This window comes from Mesorhizobium sp. P2_A8 (genome assembly GCF_056404935.1).
Genome location: NZ_JBFUDB010000008.1, coordinates 314197 through 333527, shown reverse-complemented (window position 1 = coordinate 333527; position 19331 = coordinate 314197). Strand labels below are relative to the sequence as shown.

General features: G+C 63.7%; 18 protein-coding genes. 2 read left to right on the top strand and 16 right to left on the bottom strand.

The window, feature by feature from the left end; translation table 11 throughout:
* Positions 1-4: 4 nt before the first annotated feature.
* The 11 genes from AC1D10_RS24410 to AC1D10_RS24360 form a co-directional block, all read right to left on the bottom strand.
* Positions 5-883, bottom strand: coding sequence for an ABC transporter permease (locus AC1D10_RS24410; protein ID WP_477276372.1), 879 nt, complete (start codon positions 881-883; stop codon positions 5-7).
* 14 nt (positions 884-897) lie between these two features.
* Complete coding sequence (locus AC1D10_RS24405) at positions 898-1752, bottom strand: ABC transporter ATP-binding protein (protein ID WP_477276370.1); 855 nt, start codon at positions 1750-1752, stop codon at positions 898-900.
* Between the two features lie 154 nt (positions 1753-1906).
* Complete coding sequence (locus tag AC1D10_RS24400; RefSeq protein WP_477276368.1) at positions 1907-2914, bottom strand: ABC transporter substrate-binding protein; 1008 nt, start codon at positions 2912-2914, stop codon at positions 1907-1909.
* Positions 2915-3064: 150 nt separating this feature from the next.
* Positions 3065-3859 carry a 4-hydroxy-tetrahydrodipicolinate reductase gene (gene dapB, locus AC1D10_RS24395; RefSeq protein ID WP_477276366.1) on the bottom strand — a complete coding sequence of 265 codons (795 nt, stop codon included), beginning with the start codon at positions 3857-3859 and terminating at the stop codon, positions 3065-3067.
* Positions 3860-3874: 15 nt separating this feature from the next.
* Positions 3875-5968, bottom strand: a complete 2094-nt coding sequence (locus tag AC1D10_RS24390) for an ATP-dependent helicase (protein WP_477276364.1) — start codon at positions 5966-5968, stop codon at positions 3875-3877.
* 73 nt (positions 5969-6041) lie between these two features.
* Complete coding sequence (locus AC1D10_RS24385) at positions 6042-6215, bottom strand: hypothetical protein (RefSeq protein WP_477276362.1); 174 nt, start codon at positions 6213-6215, stop codon at positions 6042-6044.
* A 107-nt stretch (positions 6216-6322) separates the two neighbouring features.
* A complete protein-coding gene (locus AC1D10_RS24380) occupies positions 6323-6535 on the bottom strand; it encodes a hypothetical protein (protein WP_477276360.1) in 213 nt (70 codons plus the stop codon).
* Positions 6536-6820: 285 nt separating this feature from the next.
* Positions 6821-7618 carry an agmatinase family protein gene (locus AC1D10_RS24375; RefSeq protein ID WP_477276358.1) on the bottom strand — a complete coding sequence of 266 codons (798 nt, stop codon included), beginning with the start codon at positions 7616-7618 and terminating at the stop codon, positions 6821-6823.
* 145 nt (positions 7619-7763) lie between these two features.
* Positions 7764-8936, bottom strand: coding sequence for a M20 aminoacylase family protein (locus AC1D10_RS24370; protein ID WP_477276356.1), 1173 nt, complete (start codon positions 8934-8936; stop codon positions 7764-7766).
* A 19-nt stretch (positions 8937-8955) separates the two neighbouring features.
* A complete protein-coding gene (locus AC1D10_RS24365; RefSeq protein ID WP_477276354.1) occupies positions 8956-10182 on the bottom strand; it encodes an allantoate amidohydrolase in 1227 nt (408 codons plus the stop codon).
* Positions 10179-11387, bottom strand: a complete 1209-nt coding sequence (locus AC1D10_RS24360; RefSeq protein WP_477276352.1) for a diaminopropionate ammonia-lyase — start codon at positions 11385-11387, stop codon at positions 10179-10181. The genes AC1D10_RS24365 and AC1D10_RS24360 overlap by 4 nt, the downstream gene beginning before the upstream one ends.
* 106 nt (positions 11388-11493) lie before the next feature.
* Here AC1D10_RS24360 and AC1D10_RS24355 point away from each other — a divergent pair, with 106 nt between their 5' ends.
* Together AC1D10_RS24355 and AC1D10_RS24350 are read left to right on the top strand one after the other, a co-directional pair.
* Complete coding sequence (locus tag AC1D10_RS24355) at positions 11494-11973, top strand: Lrp/AsnC family transcriptional regulator (RefSeq protein WP_477276349.1); 480 nt, start codon at positions 11494-11496, stop codon at positions 11971-11973.
* A gap of 73 nt (positions 11974-12046) precedes the next feature.
* Positions 12047-13189 carry a flavin-containing monooxygenase gene (locus tag AC1D10_RS24350; protein WP_477276347.1) on the top strand — a complete coding sequence of 381 codons (1143 nt, stop codon included), beginning with the start codon at positions 12047-12049 and terminating at the stop codon, positions 13187-13189.
* 26 nt (positions 13190-13215) lie between these two features.
* On the opposite strand, the gene AC1D10_RS24345 is transcribed toward AC1D10_RS24350, so the two are convergent.
* From AC1D10_RS24345 to AC1D10_RS24325, 5 genes are all read right to left on the bottom strand, one after another.
* Positions 13216-15330, bottom strand: coding sequence for a molybdopterin-containing oxidoreductase family protein (locus AC1D10_RS24345; protein WP_477276345.1), 2115 nt, complete (start codon positions 15328-15330; stop codon positions 13216-13218).
* Positions 15331-15572: 242 nt separating this feature from the next.
* Positions 15573-17450: an ABC-F family ATP-binding cassette domain-containing protein gene (locus tag AC1D10_RS24340; RefSeq protein WP_477276344.1), complete on the bottom strand. Its 1878-nt coding sequence runs from the start codon at positions 17448-17450 to the stop codon at positions 15573-15575.
* Positions 17451-17587: 137 nt separating this feature from the next.
* Positions 17588-18037 carry a Ros/MucR family transcriptional regulator gene (locus AC1D10_RS24335; RefSeq protein WP_379106365.1) on the bottom strand — a complete coding sequence of 150 codons (450 nt, stop codon included), beginning with the start codon at positions 18035-18037 and terminating at the stop codon, positions 17588-17590.
* A 161-nt stretch (positions 18038-18198) separates the two neighbouring features.
* The gene (locus AC1D10_RS24330) at positions 18199-18402 is read right to left on the bottom strand and encodes a hypothetical protein (protein ID WP_379106363.1); all 204 of its coding nucleotides are present in this window, start codon (positions 18400-18402) and stop codon (positions 18199-18201) included.
* Positions 18395-19321 (bottom strand): DMT family transporter, encoded by a 927-nt coding sequence (locus AC1D10_RS24325; protein ID WP_477276341.1) that lies wholly within the window; start codon positions 19319-19321, stop codon positions 18395-18397. Before AC1D10_RS24325 ends, AC1D10_RS24330 begins: the two co-directional genes overlap by 8 nt.
* Positions 19322-19331: the final 10 nt, after the last annotated feature.

The window sequence follows — 19331 nt, the reverse complement described above, 5'->3', positions numbered from 1 at the left end:
CGGATCATGTCCCCTGCTCGCTGAACGGCGCCGGCCGCCATTTGACGACGTAGTTCTCGAAGCGAGTGATGATGAACTCCACCACCAGCGCCATCACCGCCAGGATGATCATGGCGGCAAAGACGCCATTGGCGTTGAAAGCACCCTGCGCGGTCGAGATCAGCAGGCCCATGCCTTGCTTGGCGCCGAGGAATTCGCCAACCACCGCGCCGACCAGGGCAAAGCCGAAACTGACATGCAGGCTGGCCAGGATCCAGCTCATCGCCGAGGGAATGATGACGGTGCGGGTGATCTGGAACGGCGAGGCACCAAGGATCTGGGCGTTGGCGATCATTGCCCTGTCGGCCTCGCGAACGCCTTGGAAGGCGTTGGCGAAGACGACGAAGAACACCATCACCACGGCCAGCGCCACCTTGGAGGCCATGCCGAGGCCGAGCGCGATGATGAACACCGAGCCGAGCACGACACGCGGCACCGAATTGGCGATCTTGATGTAGATCGAAAAGACATCGGCGAGCAGCCGGTTGCGGCCAAGGATGATGCCGGCGGCGATACCGCCAACGGCGCCGATGACGAAGCCGAGAAAGGTTTCCTCCAGCGTGACGTAGATCTGTACCCAGAGCGGGCCTTGCGACGTGCCTTCGGTGATCCACACCCAGATCTGCTGCCAGATGCCGGACGGGCTGGCGAAGAAGAACGGGTCGATGATGTTGTAGTCGGCGCCGAGTTCCCACAGGCCGAGGAAGGCGACCAGGATAGCCAAGCGCAACCCGATGACCAACGCATGGCGGCGGTGCAGCCGTGCCCTGGCCCGGCCTTCGGCAACGGCGATGGAGGCATCGCGCACGGCGGCCTGAGAGGTGGTGGCAGAGATGGCGGTCATGGCGGCGTCTCCTCTCAATGGCCGGTCTGCAAGGTGCGGCTCTGGCCGAGCTGCACTTCCTCGCGCAGATCGTTCCAGATCACCTTGGCGATCTCGACGAATTTGGGGTCGTAGCGGATGTCGGCCATGACGCGCGGGCGCGGCAGGTCGATGCGATAGACGCTCTTGACCGTTCCTGGTCCCGCCGTCAGCACATAGACCTTGTCGGCCAGCGCCACCGCCTCCTCGAGGTCATGGGTGACGAAGACGACGGAGGATTTCTGCTCCGACCACAGACCCAGCAGTTCGTCCTGCATGGCGGTGCGCGTCTGCATATCGAGCGCGCTGAACGGCTCGTCCATCAGCAGGATCTTGGGCTGGTTGATGAAGGTCTGGGCGAGCGCGACGCGCTTGCGCATGCCGCCCGAAAGCTGGTGCGGATAGTGCTTTTCGAAGCGGCCGAGGCCGACACGGGCGATCCAGTCGCGCGCCCGCTCATAGGCCTGCGCCTTGGGCGTACCGCGATAGAGCGGGCCGGCAGCGACATTGTCGATGACGCTGCGCCACGGAAACAGCGCGTCAGCCTGGAAGACAAAACCGATGTCGCGGCTGATGTCGATGACCGGGTTGCCCATGACACGGACATTGCCGGTCGTCGGCCGCAGCAGGCCGGTGACGAGATTGAGCGTCGTCGACTTGCCGCAGCCGGTCGGCCCGACCACGCAGGCGAATTCGCCGCGCGCCACCGTCATGGTGAAGTCGCGGATCGCCGTCATCATGTGGCCGTCCGGCGTGACGAAGCGCAGCGTCACGTCGTCGATGGCGATTGCCGCATCGGCTGGCAGCGCGGCCTGAGACAGCTTCTCGGCCGCCATGGGTTGCAGTTGCATGGCATACTCCTGTCGCTATGGGGCAAGGGGCCCGCGACACTGCCGCGGGTCTCTCAAGTGTTTTGGGAACGGCCGCGCTGCTGCCGATGTGAATCAAGCGAACAGCGCAAGCCCTTGTTCTCTGGCGGGCGGCCTGTGGCCCTTCAGCGTGCTGCTATTTGGCGGCGTCGACGAATTCCGTCGTGTAGGTCTTCGACAGGTCGATCTGCTTGCCCTGCAGGCTCTTCGAAAATGTCGAGAGAACCTTGAGCACGGTCGGCGGGCCATCGGCCGGCATGCGGCCGTCGGGCGTGAACATCGCCTTGCCACCGGCCAGGCCCTGCACATAGAGATCCCTGTTGCCGGCATAGTAGTCCTTCGGCATCTTGTCGGCGATCTCCTCGGCCGAATGGCTGGCGATGAACTTCATCGTCATGACGAAGGCATTGGCAAGTTTCTGCGCCTCGTCCTTGTGGCTTTCGAGCCATGCGGACTGGACATAGAAGGAGGCCGCCGGATAGGGCCCGCCCAGCGCTTCCTTGGTCTTTTCAGGGGTACGCATGTCGACCAGGACGCTGGCCTCGCCGGTCTTCAGCAACTGCGCAATGGTCGGCTCGGTGGTCATGCCGGCCTGGATCTGGTCCTGCTTGATGGCGGCGATGAAGGTGTTGCCGGCGCCGACCGGCAGCAGTGTGTAGTCGCCGGGTTTCAAGCCGTTGCGCACGGCAAGGTACTGGGTCAGGAAATCGGTCGAGGAGCCGAGTCCGGTGACGCCTAGCGTGGCGCCCTTGAAGTCGGCTGGCGACTTGATCTCGGGGTGCTTGGCGGAGACAAGCTCGACCTCGCCCGGTGCCTGGCTGAACTGGACGATCGACTGGATGTACTTGCCCTTCGATTGCAGGTCGACGGTATGGTCGTAGAAGCCGACGACGCCCTGCACGGCGCCGGCCAGCAGTTCATTTTCGGCCTCGACGCCGGCGCGCGAATTGACCAGTTCGACATCGAGCCCCTGGTCCTTGAAGTAGCCGAGCTGCTGGGTGAGCATGGCCGGCAGGTAGATCTGCTTTTCCATGCCGCCGACGATGATGGTGATCTTGTCGGCCGCCGATGCCGCCGTGGCGCCCGTGGCGACGATGGCCAGGGTTAGCGCGCGCAAGGCGCACTTCGAGATGAAACCGGTCACGAAACTTCCTCCACTTGGGCGACGCGCCGTGAAGCTGCGCCGCATTCTCCTCCTCGCCGGCCGCTCAAGAACCGGTCATGCGGTGACACCGCGACCCTGTCATGGCACGCCCAAGCTTTCAGCTGGCTTTCAGCCGGCTGACGAAAAGGATCAGCCGGAATGCCGTACCGGGGCGCTCAGTCCCAGCACGTCGCGCATGTCATATTCACCGGGCGGCCGCGCCACCACCCAGAGGGCGGCGGCGATGGCGCCACGGGCGAACATGATGCGGTCGCCGGCCGAATGCGACAGGGTCACGGTCTCGCCCTCGGCGCAAAAGCTGACGCTGTGCTCGCCAACGATGCTGCCAGCACGCATCACCGCAAAGCCGATCTCGCCTATCGGCCGTGCGCCGGTGACGCCATCGCGGACGCGCCTTGCGACCGTCTCCAGTTCGATGCCGCGTCCGCCGGCTGCGGCCTGTCCCAGCATCAGTGCCGTCCCGGACGGCGCATCGATCTTGTGGCGATGGTGCGCCTCGACGATCTCGATATCCCAGTCGTCGGAATCGAGCGCTCGCGCCGCCTGCTCGACCAATCCGATGAGCATGTTGAGCCCGAGTGAAAAGCTGCCGGAGCGGACGATGGCAATGCTTTTCGCGGCATTGGCGATGGTCGCCAACTCAGCGGCATCGAAGCCTGTCGATCCGATGACCAGGGCTGGGCCGCCACGGTCAGCGCAAGATCTTGCCAGATCGGCCGAGGCAACCGGCGTGGTGAAATCGATGACCACGTCGGCCATGGCAAGTGCCTCGTCACGGCTCACCAGCCCGTCGCCGACGATGCCCGGCCGGTGGAAACGGGCGGCGAGCGCCAGCCGGGCATCGGACTGCACGGCGGCCGCCATCTGGCGGCCCATGCGGCCCTGTGCACCCGCGATGGCAATCCTGATCGGCGGTTGGGACATGCGCTATCCCCGCGGCTATTTCCACATGCCGCGCATGTGCGCGCCGATGTCGACGCGCACCTCCGGCCGGGGTGCCCTGCCCTGTGCCGCCTGCGCGGTCGGCCACGAAACCTGCTGGAAGGCAGCGAGGATCGAGGCCGGAATGAAGCGGGTGCGAGAGGCATAGAGGTGGCGGTCGCCGCGCGCCGCCTGGCCATGCGGAAAGAACCGCTGCGGCATGATCACATTGAGATTGTCCTTGGCCCGTGTCATCGCCACGTAGAGCAGCCGGCGCTCTTCCTCGATGTCCTCCTTGGTGCCGACGCCGAGATCGGCCGGGATGCAGCCGTCGACAGTGTTGAGCACGAACACATTCTTCCACTCCTGGCCCTTGGCCGAGTGGATGGTCGACAGGATCAGATAGTCCTCGTCGCGATGCGGCGGTCCGGCCTGGTCGCTGGTGGCGTCCGGCGGATCGAGCGTCAACTCGGTGAGGAAGCGTTCGCGCGAGGCATAGCCCGAGCCGATCTGTTCAAGCTGCAACAGGTCGGCCCGGCGCGTGAGCGCATCCTCGTGGATGCGCTCCAGATGCGGCTCGTACCAGAGCCTGACCTGTTCGAGGTCGGCAGGCCATTTGGCACCGGCCCGCAGGCCGGAATAGAGCGCGACGAAGCCCGGCCAGTCATCCGCCGCGCGTTGCGGCGGGCGCCAGCCGGCCAAGCCCATCGCCTCATCCAGCGCCGTCGACATCGTCTCGACGATCTGAGCGGCGGCCGAAGGCCCGATGCCGGGCATCAGCTGCAGTACGCGGAAGCCGGCGACACGGTCGCGCGGGTTCTCGGCAAAGCGCAGCACCGCCAGCACATCCTTGACGTGGGCGGCATCGAGGAATTTAAGCCCGCCGAACTTGACGAAGGGAATGTTGCGCCGCGTCAGCTCGATCTCCAGCGGACCGCTGTGGTGCGAGGCGCGAAACAGCACCGCCTGCGATTTCAGCGCCGTGCCAGCTTCTCGTTCGGCCAAAATGGTGTCGCAGACGAAATTGGCCTGCTCGACCTCGTCGCGCACGCTCACCAGCCTTGGCTTGTCGGTTGATTTGCGCTCTGACCACAGGTTTTTGGTGAAGCGCTCCGAGGCCTCGCCGATCACCGCATTGGCTGCCGCCAGAATGGTCTCCGTCGAACGATAGTTGCGCTCCAGCATCACCACATCGGCGGCCTGCGCGAACTGCCGGGGAAAATCGAGGATGTTGCGAACTTCGGCGGCGCGAAACGAATAGATCGACTGCGCATCGTCACCGACCACCGTCAGCCCGGCACCGTCGGGTTTGAGCGCCATCAGGATCGAGGCCTGCAGGCGATTGGTGTCCTGGTATTCATCGACCAGCACATGGTCGAAACGTCCACCCAGATGCGCCGCTATTTCAGGTTCGGCCGCCATCTGCGCCCAGTACAGCAACAGGTCGTCGTAATCGAGCACGTTCTGCGCCTGCTTGGCCTCGACATAACCAGCGAACAACTGCTTCAGCTGCTCGGCCCAGCCGGCGCACCAGGGGAAGGCGGACCCCAGCACTTCGCCCAGCGGCGCCTGCGCGTTGACGGCACGCGAGTAAATGGCAAGGCAGGTGCCTTTGGTCGGAAAACGCGCTTCCGTTTTCGAGAAGCCGAGCTCATGCCGGACCAGATTCATCAGGTCGGCGGAATCCTCGCGGTCGTGGATGGTGAAGGCCGGGTCGAGGCCGATCTCCAGCGCATAGTCGCGCAGCAGCCGGGCACCGATGCCGTGAAAGGTGCCGGCCCAGGTCAGCGCATCGGTGATCACCGCCGCGTCGCGGCCCAGCACCTCGCCGGCGATGCGTTCGACGCGCCTGGCCATTTCTGACGCGGCGCGGCGCGAAAAGGTCATCAGCAGGATGCGGCGCGGGTCGGCCCCCTTGACGATCAGATGGGCGACGCGGTGCGCCAGCGTGTTGGTCTTGCCGGAGCCGGCGCCAGCGATGACCAGCAGTGGCCCGGCGACCTGTCCGTCGCCATGCTCGACGGCCTGACGCTGGGCGTCGTTCAGCCGGGCGAGATAGGCAGGCTGGAGGGTCGGTTCCCGGAAGGTCGAATCAGGGGTGGCGAGGTTCATCGCCCATCAAGCATCGTTTCTGCTTTGTTCGCAATGTCGATGCGACGATGTATTGACGCATGTGGAGGATCACCTAACGCTGCGGATCGATCCCCATCGCCACTGACTGCCGGCGCAAGGTCTCACGATCATATTGCGACGGCGGCACCAGCAGCGGGTCGATTGTATCGGGCACGTCCTCGACCATCTTCCTGGTGATGCGATAAGTGACATAGGCCAAAGCGCCGGCCAAAAGCAGACGGATCATAGTTGCAATCCTCCATTGGAACAGGACCAACCGAGGAGACGGCATTTGGTTCCTCCCGCCGACCGTCTTGACTGGGCGTCAAAAGATCGAGGGCGGCGATAGATCCGCTAACGCACACATTTCTCCGGTATTTCGGTGATGCATTCCTCGAGACGCTGGAGGCGGAACTTCGCATTGCGAAGTTCGTGCCCTGCCTCGTGCCGCTTGTGGCGCCCCTGGGCTGACGTCGCCATCAGATCGCGCTCCAGTTCGGCGATGCGCGCACGCAGCTGCCGAGCCTCGTCCTGACGCAACGCCTTGATCCATCCACGCCCGCGCATCGATCTTCCTGCCAGCCACCCCAAAGGCATGCCAAATTTATGACCGAAAGACGCTAATTTCCGGCAAGCCCAAAGGCTCCAAATTTAACTTTCGCTAATTTAGCATCAGCAAAGAGAGGGCTAGGGAAGAAGGCCGGCGCCGCTTGGGAGGAGGATGAAGCGCCGGCCAAGCGGATAATAGGTCCGCCGCAGAGCAGAGGCTAGCTGAGTCTTTCCCTGGCGTCATCGGGTGATTGTCTTCGTTAAAAGCGTACCGATTGACGCCAGTTGCGGGTCGCGGGCCCGTTACACGCGCGTCTTGACCATCATTCCGGCAATTTCCTTGAGGAGTTTTGCCGCCACGATGGCGGTCAGGTTGGCGATGTCGCGAGGCGGGTTTAATTCAACGATATCAGCCGCCACAATCGGCTGGTTGACCGATTGAATCAGGTTGATGACCTGACGCGAGGTCAAACCTCCGGGTTCGCGGTGCGAGACACCTGGCGCAAAAGCCGGGTCGAGCCCATCGAGGTCCATCGAGATATAGACCGGCGTCTTGAGATCGAGTTGCAGATTGTCGCTGAACCGCGCCGCCTCGATCACCTCGACACCGAACCGCTTGAACTGGTCGCGATGATGGTCGTTGACGGTCCGCAACCCGACCTGGATGAGGCGGTCGGCAAGCCGCTCTTCCATGATGCGGGCGAAGGGCGAGGTGTGGGAGCGCGGATTGCCTTGATAGGCATCATACATGTCGGGGTGCGCGTCGATGTGCAGAATGGTCAGGCTGGGATGTCGCCGGCGCACCGCGCGCAGTATCGGCCAGGAGATGGCGTGGTCGCCGCCGAGGCAGATCAACGGATCGCCCGGCTCCAAGGCTCGTCCAACCTCGCTTTCGATCAGGTCCCATGGATCGGTGGCGGCGTCGAAGCGGACGTCGCCATGATCGACAAGCCTGTCGGTCAGATCGAAACCAGTTTCGCTCCACATGCTGTAGGCATCGGAGAACAATTCAGGACGGACATGGGCGGGCGCTTGCGCCGGGCTTTTAAGGAAGGACGAGTTGTCGTCGTGGGGAATTCCCAGAAGTGAAACCCTGGTCATCAGCGTCCGATCTCCGGCAGTGAGTCCAACAAGAATTGGGGGAGTTCAACAAAGGACTGGGAGAGATCAATAATCTCGGGAGTTGGCTGTCGATAGCGATGGTGTTTGGGCCAGCGGCGAGCGCAGCCTGGCAATCAAGCCGCGATCATCTTTCCGCGTCGCCGCTCAGTCGTTGCCTGACCAGGGCGACTTGAAAATTCGTGCCGAACAGCAGCCCGTCATCGTTGAAGTCGTAGCTGGAATTGTGCAGCGGCGCCGACGTCTCGCCATTGCCGAGGAAGACGAAACAGCCCGGCACATGATCGAGGAAGCGGGCGAAATCCTCCGAGGCGGTCATCGGCTCGCGGGCGACGGCGATGTTGGCGGGCTCGAAAACGCTTCCGGCGGCGGCAAACGCCGCATCGACCAGTTCGGCATCATTGCGCAGCGGCACGAACTCGCGGCTGTAATTGACCTCGGCGCTGACATTGTAGGCAGCTGCGGTGCCTTCGGCGATGATGCGCATCTGCCGCTCGATCTCGGCGCTGACCTCGGGGCGGAAGCTGCGCGCATCGCCGAGGATGCGGGCAAGACCGGGCAGTGCGTTGCGAGTGCCGTCAGTGATCAGCTCGGTCACCGAAACCACCGAGATGTCGGCCGGGCTCAACCGGCGCGAGACGATGGTTTGCAGATTGGTGACCAGCGCGCAGGCGGCGACCAGCGTTTCATTACCTGAATGCGGGCGCGCGGCATGGCCGCCGAGCCCTTTCAGCACGATCTCGAAATTGTCCTCGGCCGACATGATCGGACCAGCGCGTGTCTCGAAATGCCCGATGGGCAGGCCGGGCATGTTGTGCAGGCCAAAGATCTCGTCAAAGGGGAAGCGCTGCATCAAACCATCGTCGAGCATGGAGAGTGCGCCCTTGCCCCATTCCTCGGCTGGCTGGAAGATGAAGCGCACGATGCCGTCGAAACCGCCCTCACCGGCCAGCAGTTTTGCCGCGCCGAGCAGCATCGTGGTGTGGCCGTCATGGCCGCAGGCATGCATGATGCCGGGATTGCCGGAACGGTAGGGCGCGGCTGACTGCTCGGTGATGCGCAGCGCATCCATGTCGGCCCTCAGCGCAATCGCCCGGTTGCCGCTGCCGCGCTTCAGCGTGCCGACGACGCCGGTGCCGCCGACGCCTTCGGCGACATCGTCCAACCCGAATTCGCGCAGCTTGGCGGCGACAAAGGCCGCGGTGCGCTTTTCCTCGAAGCCGAACTCCGGATGCGCGTGTAAATCGCGCCGCCAGAAAATCATCTCCTGCTTCAGCGCGTCACGATCGAGTTCGGACATTTCTTCTGCCCCTCCTCACCTACTTTGCAAGCTCTATGACCACATCAAGCAGGATGTTGGCGCCGGCAACAAGCTCGGCATCTTCGGTGTGCTCGCGCGGATTGTGGCTGATGCCGCCGGCACTCGGCACGAAGATCATCGCTGCCGGCGCAATGCGCGCGATCATCTGTGCATCGTGGCCGGCGCCGGACGTCATGCGTCTAACGCCAAGGCCGCGGTTTTTCGCGGCGGCCTCGATCAGTTCGACGATGTGGATGTCGAACATCACCGGCTCGAAGCGGGCCAGCCGCTCGACCGAGATCGTCACGCCTTCGGCGGCCGCAAGCTGCTCGAGATAGGCAGCAAGTGCGGCTTCCTCCGCCCGCAGGCGCTGCTCGTCGGGATCGCGCAGATCGACGGTGAAGATGGCTCGGGAGGGAATGACGTTGATGGCATTCGGCTCGAAGCGCATCGTACCGACGGTGGCGACCGTCGGCATGTTCGAGCCCTTGGCCCTATCGTGCAGGAAGGTGATGACCCTGGCGGCAGCGTGGCCGGCATCGCTGCGCATCGACATCGGCGTGGTGCCGGCATGGTTGGCGACACCGTCGATGGTGATGCGTTGCCAGGAGATGCCTAGCAGATTTTCGACCGCGCCGATCGGCACGTCTTCACGCTCCAGCACCGGCCCTTGCTCGATATGCAGTTCCAGATAGGCGTGCGGCTTAAGGAAGCCGGGCTCCTGGTCGCCGGCATAGCCGATGCGGGCAAGCTCCTGTCCAAGCACACTGCCATCGGTGCCGACCGCGGCCAGCACCGTATCAGCATCGATGCCGCCGGCATGGACCAGTGACCCCATCATGTCGGGGGTATAGCGCACGCCTTCCTCGTTGGTGAAGGCGGCGACCGCGACCGGGCGCGATGGCGAAAAGCCTGATGCCTTGAGCGTCTCGATCACCTCCAGCCCGGCAAGCACGCCGTAGCAGCCATCATAGATGCCGGCATCGATGACGGTGTCGATGTGCGAACCGATGAGTAGCGGCGCCTGCCCTGCATTGTCCGCGCTTTGCCAGATGCCGAAAATATTGCCGACCCGGTCGACGGCGATATCGAGCCCAGCCTGCCTGAGCCAGCCGACCAACAGGTCGCGGCCGAGCCGGTCGGCATCGGAGGCGGCAAGGCGCACCAGCTTGCCCTCGCCGTCGCGACCAACGGCGCCCAGTTCGCGGATGCGGCCAAGCAGGCGCAGCGCGTCGACCCCGATCACAACGCTGCTCCTGCAAGCATCTTGCCGGCCAGCACATCGGCCGCGCTCATACCAACCAGTTCGGCGTAACGATGCGGGTCGGTGGCGCCTTCGGTGTTGATCACCAGCACTCGCGATTGGCGGTCGAGTCCGAGACTGGCCTGGTTGTCGGCCACTGCCCGGATCAGCCCGGCCAGGCCGACGCCGCCGCTTTCGCCGGCGACGATCACCGGATCGCCTGCGCTTGGCCGCGCCAGCCGGCGCATCACCGCGATGGCCTCGTCCTCATCCAGCGTCATGAAGGCATCGGCGGCGCGCGCCAGCACGCGCCAGGCGATCGGAGAGGCTTCGTAGCATTCGAGCATGGCCATCAAGGTCGGCTGGTCATGCGCGACCTTGACCGGGCGCCCGGCCTGGGCGGCTGCAAAAACACAAGCGGCACGCGCCGGCTCGACCACGATAAACGCCGGTCTGGCGTCACCGAGCACGATGGCCAGATGGCCTGCCACCGCGGCGGCAATGCCGCCGACACCGGCCTGCACGAAGACATGGGTCGGTGGCTCGCGGAGCTGGCGCAGCGCTTCGCGCACGATCGCCGTATAGCCCTGCATGACGAGGCCGGGGATGCGCTCATAGCCCGGCCACGAGGTGTCGGAGACCACGGTCCAGCCGTTCTCATCCGAAACCCGAGCGGCTTGCCTGACCGAGTCGTCATAAGTGCCGTCGACACGGATCATCTCGGCGCCATAGCGGGCGATCGCCGCGATACGCTCCTCGCTGACGCCGGCATGGACGAAGATCGCCGCACGCGCACCGACCAGTTGCGCACCTTGCGCGACCGAGCGGCCGTGATTGCCGTCGGTCGCACAGGCAACCGTCATTGTCGCGGCGACCGCCCGCACATCCGGCTGATCGAGATCGGCCACGTCGACGGGCCGGCCAAGCGACCGGCTGGCCTCTTCCAGCATCAGGCGGAAGACAGCATAGGCGCCACCCAGTGCCTTGAAGCTGCCAAGGCCGAGGCGAAACCCCTCATCCTTGACATGCAACGCACCGAGGCCGAGTTCGGCAGCGAGCGCCGGCAGCGCATGCAATGGCGTTTCCCTGTGATTGTCGCGACGGGCAAGGAAGCGCTCGACCGTGTCGGCCCCGGCAACCCCCAGGGTTTCGGCATCGGCATGGTCGAGCGGCCGGCGGTGCAAGGCATTGTGATTGAGCAGGAACACTGGCGGCCCTCCTTGGCGTCCAGCGAGAACATATTGCATGACCGATGCAAAGGGCGCTGTAATATAGCCCTTGAATTGCAAGTTTGTTTCGTCAGGGACGTGTCTATTGCCTGAATCGCCGCCTCCACTCGACAGTTTCGATCTCGCCATCCTTGCCATCCTGCAGCGGGACAACACCACGCCGCAGCGGCTGATCGGCGAAGCGGTGAACCTGTCGGCGCCGGCAGTGCAGCGCCGCATCAAGCGCATGGAACAGAGCGGCGTCATTGCCGGCAATGTCGCCGTCCTCGAGCCGGCGGCGGTCGGCCAACCCATCACCCTCTTCGTCGAGGTGGAGCTCGAGAGCGAACGCGCCGAGCTCATCGACGCGGCCAAGCGGCAATTCTCGGCCGCGCCGGAAGTGCAGCAATGCTACTACGTCACCGGCGAGGCCGACTTCATCCTCGTCATCACCGTGGCCGACATGGGCGCCTATGAGGCGCTGACGCGAAAACTGTTCTTCGACAGCAACAATGTGCGGAAGTTCCGCACCTTCGTTGCGATGGACCGCGTCAAGGTCGGGCTGACGGTGCCCTTGCCCGGATGAGAATTGCTGGCCCTCGCCTGCCCGCCATGTTTCTGACATTCTCGGCGTCACGAATTCGGCGGCGGAGGCGCGGTTGGACGACATCACTTCAGTTGCAATCATCGGTGCCGGGCCGGCAGGCCTGGCCATTGCTGCATGCCTGCGACAGACGGGGGTCGACTTCGTCGTCCTCGAAAAAGAGGAGCAGACCGCACCCGCCTGGCGACGCCACTATGAGCGCGTCCACCTGCACACGACCAAACGCTATTCCTCGCTGCCCTTCGTGCCCTTTCCCAAGAATTATCCGCGCTACGTGCCGCGCGATCTCTTCGCTGACTATCTCGATGCCTACGCGCAACGCTTCGATCTGCGGCCCCGATTTGGAGAGACGGTGCGGGCGGTTACCCGGCAAGGTAGAAGCTGGCATGTCGAAGCGACATCCGGCATCGTGCATGCCTCCCACGTGGTGATCGCATCGGGTAACAACGCCGAGCCACTGATGCCCGGATTTGCCGGCGCCGATGCCTTCAGGGGTAAGAGGCTGCATAGCGCCGACTATCTCAACGCCACGCCTTTTGCCGGCCAATCGGTGCTGATCATCGGCATGGGCAACACCGGCGCTGAGATTGCGCTCGATCTGGTGGAAGGCGGCGCGCGACCAACGATTTCGGTGCGCGGCGGCGTTCATATCGTGCCGCGCGAGCTGCTTGGCGTGCCCATCCAGATGATCGGCATGGCGGCGCGCCTGATGCCGCAACGCATCAATGATGCGCTATTCCCTATCATTCTCGATCTGGCGCTCGGCCGGCTGGAGAAATTTGGGCTCAAGCGGCCGAGCCAAGGAATGTTGCAGCAGATCGCCGTGGCGTCGCGCATCCCGGTGATCGATGTCGGCACGGTCCGCAAGATCCGCGAAGGCGCGATCAAGGTCGCACCCGACATTGCCGAGATCACCGAACAGGGCGCCCGTTTTGCCGATGGCAAGCAGAGCGAGTTCGATGCGATCATCTTCGCCACGGGCTTCCGGCCGGGCTTTGCCAGATTGCTGGCCCCCGACGTCCAGCCGGGCCGCAGCGGCGTCAACGCGCGGGCTTCAGAGCTCGGCCTTTATCTCATCGGCTTTCACAATCCAGTCACTGGATTGCTGCGCGAAATCTCGATCGAGGCAGAGCAGATCGCTGACGACATCCGCCTGCGACGAGACCGAAAAAAGGCGGCCGAAATCCTGCCGGTATAATTTGGCGCGAACGAGCGGAGTTCTCTTCAGCCTCGGCTTGCCGCGCGCAGCCAGACCTTGTTGTCGTGGAATGCTGCACCGCCATAGGGTGCTGGCGCATCGGCGCCGGTCAGCACATTGATGCCCTCACCGCGTTCATGCGCGCTGTTTGGCCAGATGCCCTCAGCGATGACGACGCCGCGCTTGATGCCGTTGAACAGTTTTGCGTGCAGCACCACTTCACCGCGCTGGTTGCCGACCTCGACGCGGTCGCCGTCGGCAAGCCCATGGGCCGCCGCATCGTCGGGATGCAAAAGCAGTTCCGGCCGCACTTCCCTGGCCTTCGACACCGGTGTTTCCGAGAAGGTCGAATTGAGGAAGTTGCGCGCCGGCGATGTCGTCAGCCGGAACGGGTGTGCTGCGTCGGCGACCTCGATCAGGTCGACATGGTCGGGGAATTCCGGCAACCGCTCCACCGGCCCGAACAGACCCATGCTCTTCGGCGGCCGGTTGGGGGCCGCCTGCCCGGTCCAGTCGGCGCGGAAGCGGAATTTTCCGTCCGCATGGCCAAATCCCTTGATGAAATGCGCGGTGTCGAAATCCGGCTGCAGGTCGACCCACTTGTCTTCCTTCAAGCTGTCGAAGCTGCCCAGCCCGCGCTTGCCAAGGATGATGTCGATATGCTGCTGCTCGGTCAGGCCGAAGCCTGGACGGTCGGCGACGCCGAGGCGCTGCGCCAGTTCCTCGATGACGAAATGGTTGGTGCGTGGCCCTTCCGGCGGGTCGATCAACTTGGGGCCGAGCGTGATGTGCTGGTTGCCGCCGCCCTTGTAGATGTCGTCGTGTTCGAGGAACATCGTCGCCGGCAGCACGACATCGGCAAGTTTGGCGGTGTCGGTCATGAACTGCTCGTGGACGCAGGTGAACAGGTCGTCGCGCAGAAACCCCTGCTTCACCAGCCGCTGTTCGGGCGCGACATTGGCCGGGTTGGTGTTCTGGATCAGCATCGCCGTCACCGGCGGGCCGCCATAGAGCGCATCGCTGGCCCCGGTCAGCACCGGGCCGATGCGCGAATGGTCGAGATAGCGAATATTGGGATCGCGCATCTTCGTGCCTTCCAGCACATCCTGGTTGAGCTTGAAGATGCCGGAATTGGAATGGAAGGCGCCGCCGCCCTCATATTGCCAGCAGCCGGTGACCGCGGCGATAGAGGCGGCCGCGTGCATGTTGACCGAGCCGTTGCGCTGGCGCGCAAAGCCATAGCCGAGACGGAAATAGGTCTTCTTGGTCGTGCCGACGAGGCGGACGAAAGCCTCGATCTCGGCGACCGTCAGGCCGGTAATGCCAGCGGCCCATTCCGGCGTGCGCGTCCGTAGATGCTCTTCCAGTCCCTTGGGGTCGTCGGTGTATTTTTCGAGATAGGCGCGGTCGGCCATGTCTTCCTTGAACAGGATATGCATGACCGCGCAGGCCAGCGCGCCATCGGTGCCGGGGTTCAGCACCAGGCCGAGATCGGCCTGCTTCATCGTCGCGTTCTCATAGACGTCGATGACGACGATCCTGGCCCCGCGCTCCTTGCGCGCCTTGATGGCGTGGGTCATGACGTTGACCTGGGTGACCACCGCATTGGTGCCCCAGATCACCACGCAGTCGGACTTCGCCATCTCGCGCGGATCGGGCCCGCGCAGGGCGCCGGCTCCCATCATCCAGCCGGTCCAGGCCAGATTGGTGCAGATCGAACCGAAAAAGCCGGAGTACTTCTTGGCGTGACGCAGCCGGTCGATGCCGTCGCGCTGCACCAGCCCCATCGTGCCGGCGTAGTAATAGGGCCAGACCGCCTCCGAGCCGTATTTGGCTTCGGCCGCGTTAAACTTTTCGGCGACAAGATCGAGTGCTGCTTCCCAGCTCGCCTCCATCCAGAGGCCGTCACCCTTGGCACCGGCCCGGACAAGCGGCTTCAGCAAACGATCGGGATGATGGACGCGGTCGGCATAGCGGGCGACCTTGGCGCAGATGACGCCTGCCGTATAGCTGTTGGCCTTGGCCCCATGGACGCGGCCGATGCGGTTGCCATCAAGCAACTCGACCTCGAGCGCGCAGGTCGACGGGCAATCATGCGGACAGGCCGAATGGCCGATTCTGAGCTTCGTGTGCTGGTTCATGGCACTTGTCTAACGGCTTTCAGGCGCGGCGTGTAGGGCCAGCTACACCCCGTCAGCTCGCTTCAAGAGCGCATTGTAGGCGCCGCATTTGGGGCAATGCAAATGGCGCTCGACATGCGCGGCCCCTGCCCCGGCGTCGACGACAACCAGATTGCCTTCTCCGCATTCGGGGCATTTTACGATGGCCCCTGGATTGATCGCCAAAACCTTCGCAGCCCCAATCCAAGATTCCTTCGACATACCTACTCCGCCGTGCCTTCCTCGTATTCGGCCGACATGGTCAGCCATTTTTCCTCGTGGCCGGCCAGCGTCTGGGCGAGTTGCGAGCGCTCCTTGGCCAGCCGGGTCGCCGTCGAGGGATCCTTCTCGTAGACGGCCGGATTGGACAGCTCGTCCTCGATGCCGTCGATGCGCTTGCGGATGCGGTCCATCAGCGCTTCGGTGGCGCGGATTTCCTTGGCCAGCGGCTCGAAGGCGGCGCGGCGCGCAGCCGCATCGCGGCGGCGGTCGGCCTTTGATGCCTTGTCCGCCTCGCGCTTGCCACGGCGGTCGCCCGACACACCGGTGACCAGCGTCTTGTAGTCTTCGAGGTCGCCGTCATACGGATTGACCGCGCCGTCCTTGACCAGCCACAGCCGGTCGGCGGTCGCCTCCAGCAGATGGCGATCATGCGAGATCAGGATCACCGCGCCGGGAAATTCGTTCAGCGCATGGATCAGCGATTCACGGCTGTCGATGTCGAGATGGTTGGTCGGCTCGTCGAGGATGAACAGGTTCGGGCCCTCGAAAGCCGACAGACCCATCAACAGCCGCGCCTTCTCGCCGCCCGACAGATCCTTGGCGGCGGTGTTCATCTTCTCGGTGGTGAGGCCGAACTGGGCGACGCGGCCGCGCACCTTCGATTCCGGCGCCTCCGGCATCAGCCGGCGGACATGCTCGTAGGCGTTTTCGCCGGGCCGGAGATCGTCGAGCTGATGCTGGGCGAAGATCGCCACCTTCAGCCCGGGCGCCACCGTCATCGTGCCGGTCTCCTGCTTGAGCCGGCCGGACAGCAATTTGGCGAAGGTCGACTTGCCGTTGCCGTTGGCGCCAAGCAGCGCGATGCGGTCGTCGGCGTCGATGCGCAGCGTCATCTTCTTCAGGATCGGCTGCCCCTCGGTGTAGCCGACATTGACGTTGTTCAGCGCCACGATCGGCGAGGCCACCGTCTTGACCGGTTCCGGGAAGGAGAATGGCCGCACCGTATCGTTCACGATTGCGGCGATCGGCTTCATCCTTTCCAGCGCCTTGATGCGCGACTGCGCCTGTCTCGCCTTGGAGGCCTTGGCGCGGAAGCGCTCGACGAAGGATTCCATATGCTTGCGGGCGGCTTCCTGCTTGACCCGGCCCTTCTCCTGCAACTCCTTCTGCTCGGTATACTGGCGCTCGAACTGGTCGTAGCCGCCACGCCAGAAGGTCAGCTTCTTCTGGTCGAGATGAACGATCGAGTTGACGGCGCGGTTGAGCAAATCGCGGTCGTGCGAGATCAGAAGCACGGTGTGCGGATATTTCGACACGTAGTTTTCCAGCCACAGCGTGCCTTCGAGGTCGAGATAGTTGGTCGGCTCGTCGAGCAGCAGAAGGTCGGGCTCGGCAAACAGCACGGCCGCAAGCGCCACGCGCATGCGCCAGCCGCCGGAGAAGGACGAGGCCGGACGGCGCTGCGCCGCATCGTCGAAGCCGAGACCGGCGAGGATGGTGGCCGCGCGAGACTCAGCAGAATGGGCGTCAATGTCAGCCAGCCGCATGTGGATGTCGGCGATGCGGTGCGGGTCCGTTGCGGTCTTTTCCTCTTCGAGGAGTGCCGTCCGCTCGAGATCGGCTTTGAGCACGATCTCGATCAGCGGGTCCTCGGTGCCTGGCGCTTCCTGCGCCACCTGGCCGATGCGCGTGTTCTTGGGCAGGCTGATCGAGCCGGTCTCGGAGGCAAGGTCACCGGTGATGGCCTTGAACAGCGTCGTCTTGCCGGTGCCGTTGCGACCGACAAGGCCGGCCTTCGTGCCGGCCGGCAAGGTCAGCGACGCATGGTCGAGAAGCAGGCGTCCGGCCATGCGGAGCGAAAGGTCATTTATGATCAGCATGGCCGCGCTTTTGCACCGGACATCAACGCTTCGCAAGACCTTGCGGGCCAGTTGGCCGCACAAGGCCTGAAAACGACGCCCGCGAGGGCGCCGTCAAAGCAGCCGATCAGCGGCTTGCCTACCCGGCCAGGCAGCTTTCAGGTAGCGGCCTTGCGCTTCGTCGCCTTGGCCACGGCGGCAGGCGCTGCTGCCGGTTTGCGGCCAAGTCCTGTCGACTTCGCCAGCGCCGACCGCGTCGCCGAATAGTTTGGCGCAACCATCGGATAGTCCGGCGGCAGACCCCATTTGGCCCGGTAGTCGTCCGGGCTCAGGCCGTAATCCGTCCTGAGGTGTCGCTTGAGCGACTTGAACTTCTTTCCGTCCTCAAGGCAGATGATGTAGTCGGGAAACACCGACTTCTTCGGGTTCACAGCCGGAACCAGGGTCGGGCTTTCCACGACAGGCGCACCAGCCAGCTTGCGAACCGAAGCGCTGACGCTGGCAATCAACTCAGGCAAGCCGGAAGCCGGAAGCGGATTGTTGCCGATATAGGCCGAGACAATATCGGCCGTCAGTTCGATAACGGTCTTATCATCGATATTTGACAATTCTTTCACCCTATTTGCGACAAAGTCATCCACCCCAGCGAAGACTTATGTCGATGTATCTCTTTAAGGCGCCCCCCAACGGACTACGAAATCTCAAAAAGGAATTAAGACTCGCAACAAGTATTTTTCATGGGAAATCGACGTCGCGCAAATTAGAAAATCTAATACTTGGAACTAGCAGACTTCGCAGCATGGCCGTCGGCCAATATCTCTAGAATGCGCTTCCAACGGGCGCAACGCCCGAAATCCTTCTGTTCTATCGCCTTTTCGGCCTTCATCGCGGCGTAAAGCGGCGCCTCGGCGCCGAATTCCTTGATCAGCCAATACGCTTCCTGCCTGGCGAGACGTTCATTTTCGTCAAACATGGTTTTCCGCCTCCGAACGCTCCAAGCCGACCGCAATACAACTGCCGATGACGAGGACAGCTCCGACAATGGCCGTCAACGTCAGCGTTTCGCCGGACAAGGTCAGCAGCAGCGTCGAAGCGATCGGCGTGAGATAGGCGACGACCGCGACCTTGCCGCTGCCTTCCAGCTTCAAGGCGCGCGACCAGAAGTAGTAGCCCAACCCCATCGGACCAGCGCCGAGATAGAGGCCGAGAACCAGGTCCGTGCCGACGGGCCAGGCGAAACCGTCGCGAGCGCACCACAAAAACGTCAAGGCGACACCGATCAGCGACGATGGCAGCAACAGACGATCCGGCGAGGTGGCAACCCGTCCCACCATGACCGAATAGAAGGCCATGCACAGTGCGGACCCGAATGCGGCGAGATAACCGACGAGATCGCCCTGGAGCCAGGATTGGTTACGCCCTCCCGAAATGACGAGTGCAACGCCGATGAAGCCCACGACCGCAGCGCCGCCCAGCAATGCCGGACGCCGCGGGCTCTCTAAAGCGATGACCGCCGCCGCGACCATCAACGGCCAGGTGTAGGCCACCAGATTGGCCTCGATCACCGGCATCGAGGCGAAGGCGATGTATTGCAGCACCATGGTGCCGACCAGACCGATGAAGCCTACCGCGAGAGGCACGAGCGCCGCCCTCGCCGCGACTGGCGCGGCACTTTCCCTGCTCATCAACCGGATGGCTGCGAAGACGAGTGCTGCTCCTGTGAATTGCAGGAACTGCACCTGCGACACCGGATGACTGGCCAGCAGGGATTTGCCGACCAGCGCATTGGTCGACCACAACGCCACCGCGCCGGCAGCGAAGACCAGCGCGGATATCGAGCCTGATCCATTCCGAAAGAAACCGTATGGGGCTCTATCTCTGTCTTCGACCATGATCCTGTCC